The organism is Variovorax sp. AC103 (assembly GCF_979254005.1).
Genome location: NZ_CEEDFC010000001.1, coordinates 497,544 through 512,033, shown reverse-complemented (window position 1 = coordinate 512,033; position 14,490 = coordinate 497,544). Strand labels below are relative to the sequence as shown.

Annotated in this window: 16 protein-coding genes; 2 read left to right on the top strand and 14 right to left on the bottom strand. The window is 67.4% G+C overall.

Going from position 1 to position 14,490, the window contains the following annotated elements:
• Positions 1-4: 4 nt before the first annotated feature.
• The 8 genes from AC0IYU_RS02320 to lexA form a co-directional block, all read right to left on the bottom strand.
• Positions 5-1,111, bottom strand: coding sequence for a phosphotransferase (locus AC0IYU_RS02320; RefSeq protein WP_435483691.1), 1,107 nt, complete (start codon positions 1,109-1,111; stop codon positions 5-7).
• A gap of 19 nt (positions 1,112-1,130) precedes the next feature.
• The gene (locus AC0IYU_RS02315; RefSeq protein WP_435435998.1) at positions 1,131-1,850 is read right to left on the bottom strand and encodes a Crp/Fnr family transcriptional regulator; all 720 of its coding nucleotides are present in this window, start codon (positions 1,848-1,850) and stop codon (positions 1,131-1,133) included.
• Between the two features lie 61 nt (positions 1,851-1,911).
• On the bottom strand, positions 1,912-2,691 hold the full coding sequence (locus tag AC0IYU_RS02310; RefSeq protein WP_435483692.1) for an oxepin-CoA hydrolase, alternative type: 780 nt from the start codon (positions 2,689-2,691) through the stop codon (positions 1,912-1,914).
• 16 nt (positions 2,692-2,707) lie between these two features.
• A complete protein-coding gene (locus AC0IYU_RS02305; protein WP_472112570.1) occupies positions 2,708-4,228 on the bottom strand; it encodes a 3-hydroxyacyl-CoA dehydrogenase in 1,521 nt (506 codons plus the stop codon).
• A gap of 165 nt (positions 4,229-4,393) precedes the next feature.
• Entirely contained in the window at positions 4,394-5,563 is a 1,170-nt protein-coding gene (locus AC0IYU_RS02300; RefSeq protein ID WP_472112568.1) for an MFS transporter, read from the bottom strand.
• Positions 5,560-6,567, bottom strand: coding sequence for a D-2-hydroxyacid dehydrogenase family protein (locus AC0IYU_RS02295; protein ID WP_435444051.1), 1,008 nt, complete (start codon positions 6,565-6,567; stop codon positions 5,560-5,562). The genes AC0IYU_RS02300 and AC0IYU_RS02295 overlap by 4 nt, the downstream gene beginning before the upstream one ends.
• A gap of 101 nt (positions 6,568-6,668) precedes the next feature.
• A complete protein-coding gene (locus AC0IYU_RS02290; RefSeq protein WP_472112565.1) occupies positions 6,669-7,046 on the bottom strand; it encodes a hypothetical protein in 378 nt (125 codons plus the stop codon).
• A gap of 137 nt (positions 7,047-7,183) precedes the next feature.
• Positions 7,184-7,867, bottom strand: coding sequence for a transcriptional repressor LexA (lexA, locus tag AC0IYU_RS02285; RefSeq protein ID WP_435436004.1), 684 nt, complete (start codon positions 7,865-7,867; stop codon positions 7,184-7,186).
• A 73-nt stretch (positions 7,868-7,940) separates the two neighbouring features.
• Between lexA and AC0IYU_RS02280 the strand changes: the two genes are divergently transcribed.
• A complete protein-coding gene (locus tag AC0IYU_RS02280; RefSeq protein WP_472112562.1) occupies positions 7,941-8,903 on the top strand; it encodes an asparaginase in 963 nt (320 codons plus the stop codon).
• A 44-nt stretch (positions 8,904-8,947) separates the two neighbouring features.
• Here the strand turns inward: AC0IYU_RS02280 and adk are convergent, their stop codons facing one another.
• The 6 genes from adk to AC0IYU_RS02250 all read right to left on the bottom strand — a co-directional run bounded on the left by adk (position 8,948) and on the right by AC0IYU_RS02250 (position 12,855).
• Complete coding sequence (adk, locus tag AC0IYU_RS02275; RefSeq protein ID WP_472112559.1) at positions 8,948-9,604, bottom strand: adenylate kinase; 657 nt, start codon at positions 9,602-9,604, stop codon at positions 8,948-8,950.
• Between the two features lie 136 nt (positions 9,605-9,740).
• Positions 9,741-10,514: a 3-deoxy-manno-octulosonate cytidylyltransferase gene (gene kdsB / locus AC0IYU_RS02270; RefSeq protein WP_472112556.1), complete on the bottom strand. Its 774-nt coding sequence runs from the start codon at positions 10,512-10,514 to the stop codon at positions 9,741-9,743.
• On the bottom strand, positions 10,511-10,693 hold the full coding sequence (locus AC0IYU_RS02265) for a Trm112 family protein (protein ID WP_007836935.1): 183 nt from the start codon (positions 10,691-10,693) through the stop codon (positions 10,511-10,513). The genes kdsB and AC0IYU_RS02265 overlap by 4 nt, the downstream gene beginning before the upstream one ends.
• Entirely contained in the window at positions 10,674-11,696 is a 1,023-nt protein-coding gene (gene lpxK / locus AC0IYU_RS02260) for a tetraacyldisaccharide 4'-kinase (RefSeq protein ID WP_472112552.1), read from the bottom strand. The genes AC0IYU_RS02265 and lpxK overlap by 20 nt, the downstream gene beginning before the upstream one ends.
• Entirely contained in the window at positions 11,697-12,122 is a 426-nt protein-coding gene (locus AC0IYU_RS02255; protein ID WP_435483738.1) for an ExbD/TolR family protein, read from the bottom strand.
• Positions 12,123-12,222: 100 nt separating this feature from the next.
• The gene (locus AC0IYU_RS02250) at positions 12,223-12,855 is read right to left on the bottom strand and encodes a MotA/TolQ/ExbB proton channel family protein (RefSeq protein ID WP_472112549.1); all 633 of its coding nucleotides are present in this window, start codon (positions 12,853-12,855) and stop codon (positions 12,223-12,225) included.
• 314 nt (positions 12,856-13,169) lie between these two features.
• On the opposite strand from AC0IYU_RS02250, the gene xseA reads away from it, so the two are divergent.
• Positions 13,170-14,483 carry an exodeoxyribonuclease VII large subunit gene (gene xseA / locus AC0IYU_RS02245; protein WP_472112733.1) on the top strand — a complete coding sequence of 438 codons (1,314 nt, stop codon included), beginning with the start codon at positions 13,170-13,172 and terminating at the stop codon, positions 14,481-14,483.
• Positions 14,484-14,490: the final 7 nt, after the last annotated feature.

Below are 14,490 nucleotides of genomic sequence, written 5' to 3'. Positions count from 1 at the left end.
CGGGTTACGCCTTTTGGGCAAACTGCCAGGCCATTTCGGCCATGGGGCGCGCGCCGCGGGCCGAAGCCACGGCTTGTTCACTCGATGCCGTGCCGGCCTCGACCCGCTTGGCAATGCCTTGCAGGATCGCGGCCATGCGGAACAGGTTGTAGGCCTGGTAGAAGTTCCAGTCGGGCGCCAGCGCCTCGGGCGTGCTGATGCGGGTACGTTCGCAGTACCGGCGGATGTATTCGCTCTCGGTCGGAATGCCCAGCGAGACAAGGTCCACGCCGCCGATGCCGCGTCCCGTGGTGGGGGGCATGTGCCACGACATGCAGTGGTAGCTGAAGTCGGCCAGCGGATGGCCCAACGTGGAAAGCTCCCAGTCGAGCACCGCGATGATGCGCGGCTCGGTGGGGTGGAACATGACGTTGTCCAGGCGGTAGTCGCCATGGACGATCGACACCTTGCTCTCGTCGCGTGCGCTTGCCGGCATGTGGGCGGGCAGCCAGTCGATCAGCCGCTCCATGGCCTCGATCGGCTGCGAGAGCTCGCCCGCGCCGTCCGCCGAAGCCTTGTACTGCTTGCTCCAGCGGCCGATCTGGCGTTCGAAGTAATTGCCGGGCTTGCCGTAGTCGGCCAGGCCGCGGGCGGCGAAATCGACCGTGTGCAGCGCGGCGATCACGCGGTTCATCTCGTCGTAGTAGGCGGCCCGCTCGGCGTTGCTGAAGCCCGGCAGAGACTGGTCCCAGAGCACGCGGCCCTGCATGAACTCCATGACGTAGAAGGCGCGGCCGATGATGGCTTCGTCTTCGCACAGGCAGTGCATGCGCGGCACCGGCACGTCGGTGCCCGCGAGGCCGCGCATGACCTTGAATTCGCGCTCCACCGCATGGGCCGAGGGGAGCAGCTTGGCGACCGGGCCCGGCTTGGCGCGCATCACGTAGCTTTGCGACGGCGTGAGGAGCTTGTAGGTCGGGTTCGACTGGCCGCCCTTGAACATCTCGACCGTGAGCGGACCCTTGAACCCCTCGAGGTTTTTCTCGAGCCAGGCCGCAAGCGCATCGACGTCGAAGGCATGCTGTTGCGAGACGGCACGGGTGCCGATGAAGTTGGAGAAGTCCTGGCTCATGTCGGTTGTGTCTTGCGTTCTAGTTTTCGGCTTCCGAGACGCGCATCAATGCCGCGCGGTCCAGGATCACGAGGCCGCTGGTCTCGATGCGGATGGTGCCCTCGCGCTCCATGGTCTTGAGCTCCTGGTTGACCCGCTGGCGCGAGGCGCCCAGCAGCTGCGCCAGCTCTTCCTGCGCCAGTTGCAGGCCGATGCGCATCTGGCTGCCGTCTTCCAGGTTCGGTACGCCGTAGCTGCGCACCAGGTGAACCAGCTGCTTGGCCAGCCGGGCGCGCAGGGGCAGGGTGTTCAAGTCTTCCACCAGCCCGAACAGCGTGCGGATGCGGCGCGCCTGCAGCCGCATCAGCGCTTCGTACAGCTCCACGTGCGCGGTCAGGATCTTCTGGAAGTCGGCCCGCGCCACGCACAGGATGGTGCTGTCCCCATGCGCATAGGCGTCGTGCGTGCGCCGGTCCCCGTCGAACATCGCCACGTCGCCGAACCAGATGCCCGGCTCCACGTAGGTCAGCGTCACCTGCTTGCCGGAGACGGCCGTCGAACTCACGCGCACCGCGCCCTTGGCGCAGGCGATCCAGTGTTCGGGCGGGTCGCCGCGGGCGGCGATCAGGTCGCCGTCCTTGTAGCGTTTGACGAAAGCACATCGGAGGATGTCGTGCCGTAGCGATGGAGATAAGGAAGAAAACCAGCGACCACTGTTGATCGCTTCACGTTCTTCGATAGTAAGAATGGGGTCGTCCATTGGTCTGTCCTCTCGGCGACTGAAAAGGCGGGGGGTGTCACGGGAGCGACGCAGCGCTGCGTCACTCGTACCGGGGCGGTTTCTTGTCGAGGAACGCGGCAATGCCGATGCCCGCGTTCGCATGGTGGAGGTTGCGCACGAAGTGGTCGCGCTCCTGCGAGAGCTGCGACGCGAGCGTGGCGCCGCGCGCATCGCTCAGCAGCTCCTTGATGCTGGCCAGCGAGTTCGGCGCGCGTGCATTGAGCCTGGTGGCCAGGGCCAGTGCGCCTGCGAGCGCCTGTCCGCTTTCCGTGAGTTCGTTGACGAGGCCGTGCGCATGCAGGCGCGCCGCGTCGATGCGCTCGCCGTTCATGAGCCATTCGCTCGCCAGTTGCCGTGGCAACTGCCGCCCCAGATGCCAGCTCAGGCCGCCGTCGGGCGACAGCGCCACGTTGCTGTACGAGGCCGCGAACACCGCGTCGCGTGCCGCCACCACGAAGTCGCAGGCCAGCGCGAGCGAGAAGCCCGCGCCGGCGGCCGCCCCTTCGACCGCCGCGATGATCGGCTTGGGGAAGGTGCGGATCGAATCGATCCAGTTGTGCAGGCCCTCGATGCTCTCTGCCTGCACCGAGCGGTCGAGCTGTCGGTTGGTCAGCAGCCGCTGCAGCGAGCCGCCGGCGCAGAACCAGGCGCCTTCGCCCACGATGACCACGCTGCGGATCTCCGCGCTGCCCTCGGCGCCGTTGAGCGCCTCGATGCCCGCGGCGTAGATCTCGGGGCCCAGGGCGTTGCGCTGGGCGGGGTTGGCGATCGTCAGCACCATGGTGCTGCCTTCGCTCGTGCTCTTGAGTTCGGCGGTCATTGCGTGTCTCCGGCTTTTATTCTTCTTCGTGCAGCAGGCTCAGGCCCAGCGCGCCGCGGCGGCGCAGCCACGGGCTCGGGCGATAGCGCGGGTCGCCGTACACGGTCTGCAGGTTGAACAGCACCTCGAGCATGTTGGTCGGGCCGTAGAGGTTGCCCATGGCGAGCGGGCCGCGCGGGTAGCCCAGGCCCAGCTGCACGGCGGTTTCGAGGTCGGCCGGCGTGCACACGCGCTGCTGGCACATGTCGGCCGCGATGTTGACGATGGCGCCGACCACGCGCTGCGTGACGAAGCCGCCGCTGTCGCGGATCACGCTCACGGCCTTGCCGTCTCGCGCGAACAGGGCGTGCGCGGTGTCGCGCATGTCGCGGCGCGTGGCCGGGTTGGTGGCGAGCACGCGGCGCTTGGTGGCGGCGTCGTCGATCAACATGTCGATGCCGACGGTGCGCGTGGCGTCCAGGCGCTCGACCGCGGCCACCGTGGTCACGTCGAAGCCCAGCGGCGCCACCAGGATCAGCGAATGCGCGGCAGGCGCGGCGCCGCTGTCGATCTGCGCGCCCAGCGTGTTCACCAGGCGCAGCAGCTCGGCGCGCCGCGCGGCGCGCGGCGACACCCACACCGAGGGCGTGCCTTCGGCCACCGGGGGGGCGGCCTCGGGCGTCTGCTGCATCACGCCGTCGGTGTAGCGGTAGAAACCCTCGCCGGTCTTGCGGCCGAGCACGCCCGCAGCCAGGCGCTGTGCGGTGATCACGCTCGGGCGGAAGCGCGGTTCCTCGAAGTACTGGTGGTAGATCGACTCCATCACCGGGTGCGACACGTCGAGCGCGGTCAGGTCCAGCAGCTCGAACGGGCCGAGGCGAAAGCCGGCCTGGTCCTTCAGGATGCGGTCGATCGTCGCGAAGTCGGCCACACCTTCGCCCACGATGCGCAGCGCCTCGGTGCCGTAGCCGCGGCCGGCGTGGTTCACGATGAAGCCGGGCGTGTCCTGCGCCTGCACTGCGCTGTGGCCCATCTGCCTGGCATACCCGGCCAGTTGCGTGCACACCCCGGCCGCGGTCTTGAAGCCGGCCACCACCTCGACCACCTTCATCAGCGGCACGGGGTTGAAGAAGTGGAAGCCCGCGAAGCGCTCGGGGTGCTTCAGGCCGGCGGCAATGGCCGTCACGGAGAGCGAAGAAGTGTTGGTGACCAGCGTGGCGGTGTCGCCCACGATGCCCTCGAGCTCGCGGAAAAGCTTGCGCTTGACCTCGAGGTCTTCGATCACCGCCTCGACCACCAGGTCGCAGTCGGCCAGTGCCTGCACCGCATCGACGGCCTTCACACGGGCGATGTACGCATCGCGCGTGGCGGCGTCGATCTTGTCTTTCTCGTGCAGCTTGTTCCACTGGGCGACCAGGGCTTCGCGCCCTCGCTCGGCGGCGCCGGCGAAGCTGTCGAGCAGCAGCACGTCGCTGCCTGCCTGGGCGGCAATCTGCGCGATGCCGCGACCCATGGCCCCGGCGCCGACGACGCCGATTCGGGTGTAGTTCACTGTCATTTGCTGGAAGTCTTCATTGGTTGGATGGGTTCCGGGCCCGCCGCGCAGGCGATGGGGCAGTTGCCGCGGGCGTGCTGTCGAAGGCTCCGATTTTGCAGCGCCGCGCGCAAGGGACGTGACGGGTTTTACGCGGAGGCCTTTTTCTGCGGGCAGGCCTTCGAACAGTCAGGCCGACCGGCCGCTTCGGTCGATGGCCACGCTCAGCGCCATGGCCAGCAACAGCACGGCGAGGCCGAGCCAGCTCATCCAGGCACCTGCGTCGTTGGCCAGCAGCCAGCCGCCGAGCGCGGCGCCCACCGCCTGGCCCGTGTAGATGCCCGAGCTGTTCAGCGCCACCGAGCCCGGCGCGAGGGCAGGTGCAAGGCCCACCAGGCGCGCCTGCTGGGCCGAATTGGTCGCGAAGCAGCCCAACCCCCAGGGCACCAGCACCACGGCCAGCCAGGCGAGCGTGGAAGCCAGCGGCCACAGCAGCAGGCTCACGGCGATCAATGCGCTGGTGATGAGCACCATGCGCCCGGCGCCGACACGGTCGATGTAGCGGCTGACCACCATGTTGCCGATCAGGCCGAAGATGCCGAACAGTGCCCATATCACGCTGAGCGCGGTCGCGTCGGCGCCGTAGCTCTGCTTGAGGATCGGGCCGAAATAGCTGGACAGCACGAACTGGCCCGCGCCCTGCAGCGCCGTGACCGAGACGATGCCCATCAGCACCGGGCTGCGCAGCACACGCGACCAGGCCGCCGCCGTCAGCACGGCGGGACGAATGCCGTTCGGCAAGGTCAGCCAGATCGATGCGGCGCTCGAGACACTGAGGGCGGCGATGGCCATGAATGCCATGCGCCAGCCCAGATGGCCGCCGATCAACGCGCCGATGGGCAGGCCCAGCACCGAGGCCATGGACCAGCCCAGAAAGACGAAGGTGACGGCGCGCCCGCGCTGCTCCGCCGGCACCAGCATGCCGACGCACGCCGCGGCCTGCGGGGTGAAGATGGCCGGCGCAATGACCGTGAGCATGCGTACCGGCAGGAGGGCGCCGAAGGTCGGCATCCAGGCCGCGAGCAGGTGCCCGGCGGCGTACCAGAGCATGGTGAGGGCCAGCAGCTGGCGCCGGTCCCAGCCCGCGACCGCGGCGGCCAGCAGCGGCGCACCGATGCACATCACCACCGCGGCGGCCGTGATCAGCTGCCCGGCGGTGGCGACGCCAACCGACAGCGACACGCTGATTTCATTGAGCGTGCCCGGCACCACCATCACGCCGGTGCCGATCACGAAGTTGCCGGCGAGCAGCGCCCAGAGCGCACGTTGCGACGTGCGCTGCGGCGCGACCGGGCTCACCGGCGGACCTGCAGCGCGCCCGGGTTCACGATGTTGGTGGGATTGCCGTTGATGTAGCTCACGACGTTGTCGAACGCCTGGCCGAAGTAGCTCTCGTAGCTTTCCTGCTCCACGTAGCCGATGTGCGGCGTGCAGATGCAGTTTTCCAGCCGAAGCAGCGCGTGGCCCTGCAGCGGCGGCTCGCTCTCGAACACGTCGATGGCGGCCAGCCCCGGGCGGCCGCGGTTGAGCGCGGCGAGCAGGGCATCGGCTTCGACCAGTTCGGCGCGCGAGGTGTTGACGAACAGCGCCGTCGGCTTCATGCGGGAGAGATCTTCCAGCGTGATGAGGCCGTTGGTCTCTTCGTTGAGCCGCAGATGCACCGACAGCACGTCGGCGGCGGCGAAGAATTCATGGCGATTCTGCGCGACCTGGAAGCCGTCGGATCGGGCCTTGGCGCAGCTGGCTTCACGCCCCCAGATCACGACCTGCATGCCGAACGCCTGACCGTAGCGCGCCACGAGTTGGCCGATGCGGCCATAGCCCCAGATGCACAGGGTCTTGCCCTTGAGCACGGAGCCGAGTCCGAAATTGGGCGGCATCGACGCCGACTTGAGTCCGGATTGCTGCCACGCGCCGTGCTTGAGGTTGCTGATGTACTGCGGCAGCCGGCGCATGGCGGCCATGATGAGCGCCCAGGTGAGTTCGGCGGGCGCCTGCGGAGAGCCGGAACCCTCGGCCACTGCCACGCCGCGCTCGGTACATGCCGCGACGTCGATGTGGCCGGCGACGCGCCCGGTCTGCGAAATGAGCTTGAGCTTGGGCAGCTTTTCGATGAGCTGGCGAGAAATCTGGGAGCGCTCGCGAATCAGCACGATCACATCGGCGTCCTTGAGGCGAACCGACAGTTGCCCGATGCCTTTCACCGTGTTGGTGTAGACCTTGGCCGCGTACGCGTCCAGCTTGGCGGCGCAGCGCAATTTGCGCACCGCGTCCTGGTAGTCGTCGAGGATCACAATGTTCATGGCGTGCCATTGTGCCTCGCAGCATTGGCATGTCGCACCAGTGAACGTTTGGATACCCGGCCCGCGGCGGCTTCCGGGCCCCTCGGCAGGGGCGTTTTGCGTCAGTGCAGCCGCGTCGAGCGGTGGAGCGTGGCCAGGGTTTCTGCGGCTTCGAGGGCGGCCAGCCGGTCGAGCTCGTCGCACACGTCGGCCATGCGCCCGGAGATCACGACGCGGTTGTTGCGCTGCTGGCCTTTGCCGTCGACCACGCGAACCACGCGCAGGGGGCGTGCAGGGGCCGTGGCGACCTCGGGCGCCGTGGCGTTGCTGCCGACGCGGGTGGTGCAAGCGGGGCGCACGGCCACGTAACGCAATCCGGCGGACGTGTCGTTGGCGTCGAGCCGATCCCTGGCGTGGGGTCGGCGCGCCGGAATCAGGCGGTTGGCCAGCGATTGCAGCGGCATCCAGAAATCAGCGATGGCGAGGAGGGCGATTCCCATGTGAACTCCAAAAAAGTATGAGGTTGAACACAGGCAGGATTTCTTGAATCGGCCGCGACAGGGTGATGGCGACTTCGCGCCATACGCCCGCCACCTGTCGCGGCCGGATGAGGTGCTGTTGCCAGCAGGCCATGGGCCTACATGAGCATGGTGTTGCGGATGAGCCCGACCGCGAGGCCTTCGATTTCGAAGGGCTCGCCCGGCTGCACGATGATGGTCGGGTAGTCGGGGTTTTCGGCGTGCAGCTCGATGACCTGCTTGTTGCGCTTGAGGCGCTTGACGGTCACTTCTTCGCCCAGCCGCGCAACCACGATTTGCCCGTTGCGCGCTTCCTTGGTGGCCTGCACGGCGAGCAGGTCGCCGTCCATGATGCCGGCGTCGCGCATCGACATGCCGCGCACCTTCAGCAGGTAGTCAGGCTGGCGCTGGAACAGCGTGTTCTCGACGTAGTAGGTCTGGTCCACATGCTCTTGCGCCAGGATGGGCGAGCCGGCTGCGACACGGCCGATGAGCGGCAGCGCCAGCTGGGCCATGCCAGGCAGCGAGAGCGAGAACTGGCCGCCTTCGCGGTGGCGCGTTTCGTTGAGCGAGCGCAGGGCGTCGCCCTTGAGGCGAATGCCGCGCGAGGTGCCGCTGACGAGTTCGATCACGCCCTTGCGGGCCAGCGCCTGCAGGTGCTCTTCGGCGGCGTTGGCCGACTTGAACCCCAGCTCATTGGCGATTTCGGCGCGCGTGGGTGGCGCACCGGTGCGTGCGATGGCACTCTGGATCAAGTCCAGGATCTGCTGCTGGCGGGCTGTAAGCTTCACGGCGAACTGCATGTGTGGTTCCTTGCGGCACTGGGTAGATATCCAGTAGCTGTATTTTTAACCAGTTTTTAAAAGTTGACAAGTCATGGTCAATTCCCCTTTGCCTGACGTGCGCCGCGTGGTGGTGCTGGGTACCGGCGGCACCATCGCTGGCAAGGCTGCCAGCAGCGGCGACAACATCGGCTACACCGCAGGGCAGGTGGGCGTGGCCGACCTGTTGGGCGGCATCGAGCCGCCCGCCGGAGTGACGCTGGTCGCTGAGCAGGTGGCGCAGCTCGACAGCAAGGACATGTCCTTCGAGGTCTGGCAGAAGCTGGCTCAGCGCTGCGCGCATTGGCTCGCGCAACCGGACGTCGCGGGCATTGTGATCACGCACGGCACGGACACGCTCGAGGAAACAGCCTTCTTCCTGCACAGTGTGCTGGCGGCGACCAAGCCGGTCGTGCTGACCTGCGCGATGCGACCCGCGACCGCGCTGGCGCCCGATGGTCCCCAGAACGTCCGGGACGCAATCGGCGTTGCTGTCACTGCAGGCGCGCGGGGTGTGACGGCGGTGTGCGCTGGAACCATCCACAGCGGTCTGGACATCCAGAAGACCCACACCTACCGGCTGGAAGCCTTTGCGTCAGGCGATGCCGGGCCGGTGGGCTATGTGGAGGAAGGGGAAGTGCGCCTGGTCCGGGCATGGCCCGAAGCGGCTGTGTCTCGCAGGGCGAAGATCTTCGACGCCAGCGGCTTGCGGTGGCCTCGCGTCGAGATCGTCATGAGCTACGCGGGTGCCAGTGGCGCGCTGATCGATGCGCTCGTCCAGTCCAACGGTGCTGAGCCGCCGCGAGGACTGGTGCTCGCGGCAACCGGCAACGGCACGCTGCACCATTCGCTCGAAGAAGCCGCGCTGAAGGCTCAGGCCGAAGGTGTGGCGGTGATTCGTGCCACGCGATGCGTTAATGGACGCATCCTGCCGAAGGCAGGCGATCAGTTGCGCGACGCAGGCGCGTTGACGCCGGTGAAGGCGCGCATCGCGCTGATGCTGGAACTGCTCGGGTAAGAGAAAAAGCCGCCCCGTGCAAATGGCCGAGGGCGGCTGCGAAATCAGCTGCTCAGTGCGGCCAGCGCACGCTGGGTGATTTCATCGACCGTGCCCACGCCCTTGATGGCGCGATACTTCGGCGCGGCGGCGGGGTCGGCCTTGGCCCAGGCCGAGTAGTAATCCACCAGCGGGCGCGTCTGCTGGCTGTACACGTCCAGTCGCTTGCCCACGGTTTCTTCCTTGTCGTCTTCGCGCTGGATCAGGTCTTCTCCCGTCACGTCGTCCTTGCCTTCCACCTTGGGCGGGTTGAACTTGACGTGGTAGGTGCGCCCCGATGCCGGGTGCGAGCGACGGCCGCTCATGCGTTCGATGATGTCGCTGAAGGGCACGTCGATCTCAAGCACGTAGTCAAGCTTGACGCCGGCTGCCTTCATGGCGTCGGCCTGAGGAATGGTGCGCGGGAAGCCGTCGAACAGGAATCCGCTGGCGCAGTCGGCTTGGGCAATGCGTTCCTTCACCAGATTGATGATCAGGTCGTCGCTGACCAGTGCGCCCGCATCCATGATGGCCTTGGCCTGTTGCCCCAGCGGCGTGCCTGCCTTGACGGCAGCGCGCAGCATGTCGCCGGTCGAGATTTGGGGAATGCTGTATTTCTGGCAAATGAAGGCCGCCTGCGTGCCTTTGCCCGCCCCGGGCGCGCCCAGCAAAATTAGTCTCATGGTGTCCTCGGACGGTTCTTAGATTTTGTGTCGCACCAAGCGTCGGCCCGAGGGCTTGGCAAGGCGGAATTGCTTCGAGGATAGCATGCGTGCCCCTCGAGAAATCCCCGCGTTTCCCACCGGGGCGGCGGTTTTCTCAGGCGGTGGGGCCTGCGGCAAACACGGCGCGGACCCGCGCCAGGTCTTCGGGCGTGTCGATGCCCGGACCGGGCGCGACATCGCTCACATGCACTGCAATGCGGTGACCGTGCCACAGCGCGCGCAGTTGTTCCAGCGCCTCGGTCGCCTCGACGGGCGCGGGCGCAAGCAACGGAAACTTGCGCACGAAGGCCGCGCGGTAGCCGTAGATGCCGATGTGCCGCAATGGCGCCGGCGTGGGCACCACGCTCGGCGCTGCGCCGCTGGCGGAGCCGTCGCGCCACCATGGAACGGGCGCGCGGCTGAAGTACATGGCGTTGCCTTGCGCGTCGAGCACGGCCTTCACCACGTTCGGGTTCATGAAATCGGAGATCGAATCGATCGCGTGGGCCGCGGTGCTCATGTCGGCTTCGGCGTGGCTGGCCAGCGTGGACGCCACGGCATCGATCAGCGCAGGGTCGATCAGCGGTTCGTCGCCCTGGACGTTCACCACGATATCGTCGCCGTCCAGTCCCAGTTGCTCGCAGGCTTCGGCCAGCCGGTCGGTGCCGCTGGGATGGTCCTGGCGGGTCAGGATAGCCTCGACGCCATGCGCCTTGCATGCCGAAACGATGGAGGGGTCGTCGCCGGCGACCACCACGCGCGAGGCGCCGGATTCGCTGGCGCGCCGGGCCACGCGCACCACCATCGGCACGCCGGCGATGTCGGCCAGGGGTTTGTTGGGAAGCCGCGTGGACGCCAGGCGCGCCGGCACCAGGACGGTGAAGCTCACAGCCCGAGCTCTTCGTCAGACAGCGTGCGGGCTTCGTTCTCCAGCAGCACCGGAATGCCGTCGCGCACCGGGTAGGCGAGGCGTGCGCTGCGCGAGCAGAGTTCCTGCTTCTCGGGGTTCCAGGTCAGCGGACCTTTGGTGACGGGGCAGACGAGCAGTTCAAGCAGCTTGGTATCCATCGAGCGATGATAGCTTTGCGTCGAGTGCGGTGAAGAATTCTGCGGAGGGTGTGAACTCCAGCGGCACCGCCAGGGCATCGGGGGCCTTGCGCCACAGTTTGACGGCGTCCTTTTCCGTGCAGACCAGCGTTCGTTCGGCTGTGGCCGGCCGTTGCCAATTTTCGAAGTCGTAGTGATCCGGCAGCGGCACGGTCTTGGCAAGCGTGAGGCCGCGCGCGCGCAGCATGTCGAAAAAGGACTCCGGCCGTGCAATCGCCGCCGTGGCAATCAATGGCAAGCCGGCGAGCGTGCCCAATGGTACGCGCTTGCCGTCATGGGTCAGGGCGTCTTGCGCGAGGCGGCGCGTGGCGGTGTAGCCCCCGGCGAAGGCAGGGTGTGCGCCGCTGTGCAACACGAGGTCGCAGGCGCGCGGCCAGGCTTCGCGCAAGGGGCCGGCGGGCAAGCGCCAGCCGTTTCCGATGCCCCGGTCGTCGAACACGCAGATTTCGATGTCGCGAGCCAGCGCCAGATGCTGCAGGCCGTCGTCGCTGACGATGACCTGCGTGGCGGGGTGCCGGGCGAGCAGTGCGCGTGCTGCCTCGACACGCCTGCGTGCCACGAACACAGGCGCCTGGGTCGCGTGATGAATCAGTGCGGGTTCGTCGCCGACGTTCAGCGGGTCGCTGTCATCGAACACCTCCCGGCAGTCGTCCGTGTGCCGGCCATAGCCGCGCGACACCACGCCCACCTGCAGCCCGCGCGCGCGCAGGTGCCGCACCACGGCCATCACCACCGGCGTCTTGCCGGCGCCGCCGGCGATCACGTTGCCGACCACGATCACCGGGACCGGCACGCGCTCGGTCGGCAGCCAACCGAAGCGATACATCCAGCCTCGAACGGCGAAGAGCGCTGCATACAGCTGCGACAGCGGCCACAGCAGGCATGCCAAGGGCCCGCGCCGCAGCCACGCACTTTGCAGCCGCGAGGCTGGCGCTGCGCCGCTGCTGCCTTCGGAAGGATGCACTCAGCGCCCGGCTTGCGCCGTCGACTGGGCGGCGAAGGTGATCTGCATCAGGCCGGCGCGACGCGCGGCCTCCATGACGGTGACCACGGCTTGGTGCGGGCTTGTGGCGTCGGCGCTGATGATCACCACACTGTCCTTGCCGCCGGTGGCCGCGGCCGCGAGCGCTGCGGCCACCGTCTCCACGCTGCGGTCGGGCAAGGCGGTCTTGTTGATCGAGTAACGGCCGTCGGCCGACACCGCCACGATCACTTCCTTGGGGTAGTCGCGCTGCGCGTCGACGTCCGCCGTCGGCAGCCGCAGTTGCATCTCGGTGAACTTGCTGTAGGTGGTCGACAGCATCAGAAAGATCAGAATCACCAGCAGCACGTCGATGAACGGGATCAGGTTGATCTCCGGCTCGTCGCGCGCGCCGTGGCGGAACTGCATGCGGCCACGGGTCATGACAAGCCTCCGGCGTGTTGCCCCGAGGAGGCGGCTGCCCCCGCGGGGGAGCGCCCAGCACACGCAGTGGCAAGCGTCGAGGTCGTCATTTGCGCAGGGCGTTCAGATGCCGTGCGAAGCGCTCGCCGGAAAGCTCGAGGTTCAGCAGGTAACCGTCGACGCGGCTGCGGAAGTAGCGCCAGAAGATCAACGTCGGAATGGCCACCATCAGGCCGAAGGCCGTGTTGTACAGCGCAATCGAGATGCCGTGCGCCAGTTGCGCTGGGTTGCCCGCGCCGACGGCGCCACTGCCCGGCGATTGCGAGCCGAAGATCTCGATCATGCCGATCACCGTGCCCAGCAGGCCCAGCAGCGGCGCTGCCGAGGCGATGGTGGCCAGGGCAGGGAGGTAGCGTTCCAGCTTGTGCGCCACGGTGCGGCCCGCGGCTTCCATGGCGGCGCGCAGGTCGTCTTCGGAGCAACGCGGGTTGGCGTTGAGCGCGCGCAGTCCGGCGGCCAGGACCTGGCCGAGCATCGAGTTGCGTTCCAGCTTGGTCACCACCTCAGGTCCCGGAATGGCGGTGTGCGACACGGTGATGGTTTCGTCCAGCAGCTTGGGCGGAAACACCCTCACGGTCTTCAGACTCGTGAAACGTTCTATAACCAGCGCGAGCGCAATGACTGAACAGGCGAGCAATGGCCAGATGGGCCAACCCGCGGCAACTATGATGGAAAACAAGAAAAATCCTCCGGTCCGTAGACTGCAAATGCGCGGCGATTATCCACTGAGCCCACCATCGGCATGTGCCTTGTTTGGGTGTCGGCAGAGACGCACAGATTCTGTGGATAACTTTGTGACTAACCTGCTGCGTAACGCGTCCAAACCCGCATGGGGCGGCCTTTTCGCTGAAACGACTGAATTTTGAGCAGCACTTTTTTCAATGAAATCAATGGCTTGCACGAGAACCCGTGCGCCTGTTCCGCTGTGTGGGCCGCATGCAACGGCTCCGCAGCGTGTTGTGGAAGAGTGGCTTCAGGCCCTGCGTGCCGCGCGTGAGCTTGCGTGACGTGAATTCCGCGCCCGGACCGCGCATGTGGGCCGTCGGCGCCCTGTGCCGCGCCGTCGCTGATGCGCTCGACGCACGCTTCAATCCCGTCTCGGTTCGCGGCGAGATTTCCGGCTTTTCTCGCGCCTCCAGCGGACACTGTTATTTCTCGCTCAAGGACGAGTCCGGGCAGTTGCGCTGCGCGATGTTCCGCCGCGCGGCCGGCCTCCTCGACTTTTCGCCGCGTGACGGCGACCAGGTCGAGGTGCGGGGGCGCCTCGCGATCTACGAGCCGCGCGGCGACTTGCAACTGGTGGTTGAGAGCCTGCGGCGTGCCGGACAGGGCGCCCTGTTCGAACAGTTCATGCAGCGCAAGGCACGGCTCGAGGCCGAAGGGCTGTTCGACCCGGCGCGCAAGCGAGCATTGCCGACGATGCCGCGTGCGGTCGGGGTCGTCACCTCGCTGGGCGCCGCGGCCCTGCACGACGTGGTAACGGCGCTGCGGCGGCGGGTTCCGCACATTCCGGTCGTGGTTGCGCCGGCGGCAGTGCAGGGCGCCAATGCACCGGCGGAGCTGGTGCGTGCGTTGCAGTCGCTCTATGACCTGGAGCCCGCCGTCGACGTCATCCTGCTGGTGCGCGGCGGCGGCTCGATCGAGGACCTGTGGGCTTTCAACGACGAGACCCTGGCGCGCACCATCGTGCAAAGCCCGGTGCCTGTCATCAGCGGCGTCGGGCACGAGACTGACTTCACGATCGCCGATTTCTGTGCCGACCTGCGTGCGCCCACGCCCACGGCCGCGGCGGAACTTGTCAGCGCACCGCGTGACTTGTGGCTCGGCGCGCTCGATCTGCTCGACGAGCGGCTGGGCGATGCGCTGGGCGGCCGCCTCGATGCGCTGGGGCAGCGCCTCGACCAGGCGGCGACGCGTCTTGGCCGCCCCTCGAGCCTTGTGGCGCGCCAGCAGCTTCGCCTGGCACACCATGCGCAGCGTCTTCAGTACGCCCTGCTGTCGAGGCGCGAACGCTTGGCGCAAGTGCCGCGTTCGATCGCTGCCGACTTTCCCTTGAAGTTCGAACGCGCACTGACGCAGCGTCGCGAGCGCCTCGAGCGCGTGGCTTCGCGCCTGCGCCTGCTCGATCCTGCATTGGTCCTGCAGCGCGGCTACGCTTGGCTCACAGATACGGACGGTCGAGCGATCGTCAGCGCGGGGCAGCTGGCGCCGGGTGACGCTGTCACTGCTCGTCTTGCCGACGGCGAGGTCGGTCTGACCGTCAAGCCGGGCGACGCAACGGGAAAGCGTCCGACGCGGTCTCGATGATTAATTC

Excerpts from the sequence above, each read along its gene's own strand:
- adk (WP_472112559.1), bottom strand. The coding sequence starts at position 9,604 with ATGAGACTAATTTTGCTGGGCGCGCCCGGGGCGGGCAAAGGCACGCAG.
- AC0IYU_RS02310 (WP_435483692.1), bottom strand. The coding sequence starts at position 2,691 with ATGACCGCCGAACTCAAGAGCACGAGCGAAGGCAGCACCATGGTGCTG.
- lexA (WP_435436004.1), bottom strand. The coding sequence starts at position 7,867 with ATGCAGTTCGCCGTGAAGCTTACAGCCCGCCAGCAGCAGATCCTGGAC.
- AC0IYU_RS02320 (WP_435483691.1), bottom strand. The coding sequence starts at position 1,111 with ATGAGCCAGGACTTCTCCAACTTCATCGGCACCCGTGCCGTCTCGCAA.
- AC0IYU_RS02255 (WP_435483738.1), bottom strand. The coding sequence starts at position 12,122 with ATGCAGTTCCGCCACGGCGCGCGCGACGAGCCGGAGATCAACCTGATC.
- AC0IYU_RS02265 (WP_007836935.1), bottom strand. The coding sequence starts at position 10,693 with ATGGATACCAAGCTGCTTGAACTGCTCGTCTGCCCCGTCACCAAAGGT.
- AC0IYU_RS02280 (WP_472112562.1), top strand. The coding sequence starts at position 7,941 with ATGGTCAATTCCCCTTTGCCTGACGTGCGCCGCGTGGTGGTGCTGGGT.
- AC0IYU_RS02305 (WP_472112570.1), bottom strand. The coding sequence starts at position 4,228 with ATGACAGTGAACTACACCCGAATCGGCGTCGTCGGCGCCGGGGCCATG.
- AC0IYU_RS02315 (WP_435435998.1), bottom strand. The coding sequence starts at position 1,850 with ATGGACGACCCCATTCTTACTATCGAAGAACGTGAAGCGATCAACAGT.
- AC0IYU_RS02290 (WP_472112565.1), bottom strand. The coding sequence starts at position 7,046 with ATGGGAATCGCCCTCCTCGCCATCGCTGATTTCTGGATGCCGCTGCAA.
- AC0IYU_RS02295 (WP_435444051.1), bottom strand. The coding sequence starts at position 6,567 with ATGAACATTGTGATCCTCGACGACTACCAGGACGCGGTGCGCAAATTG.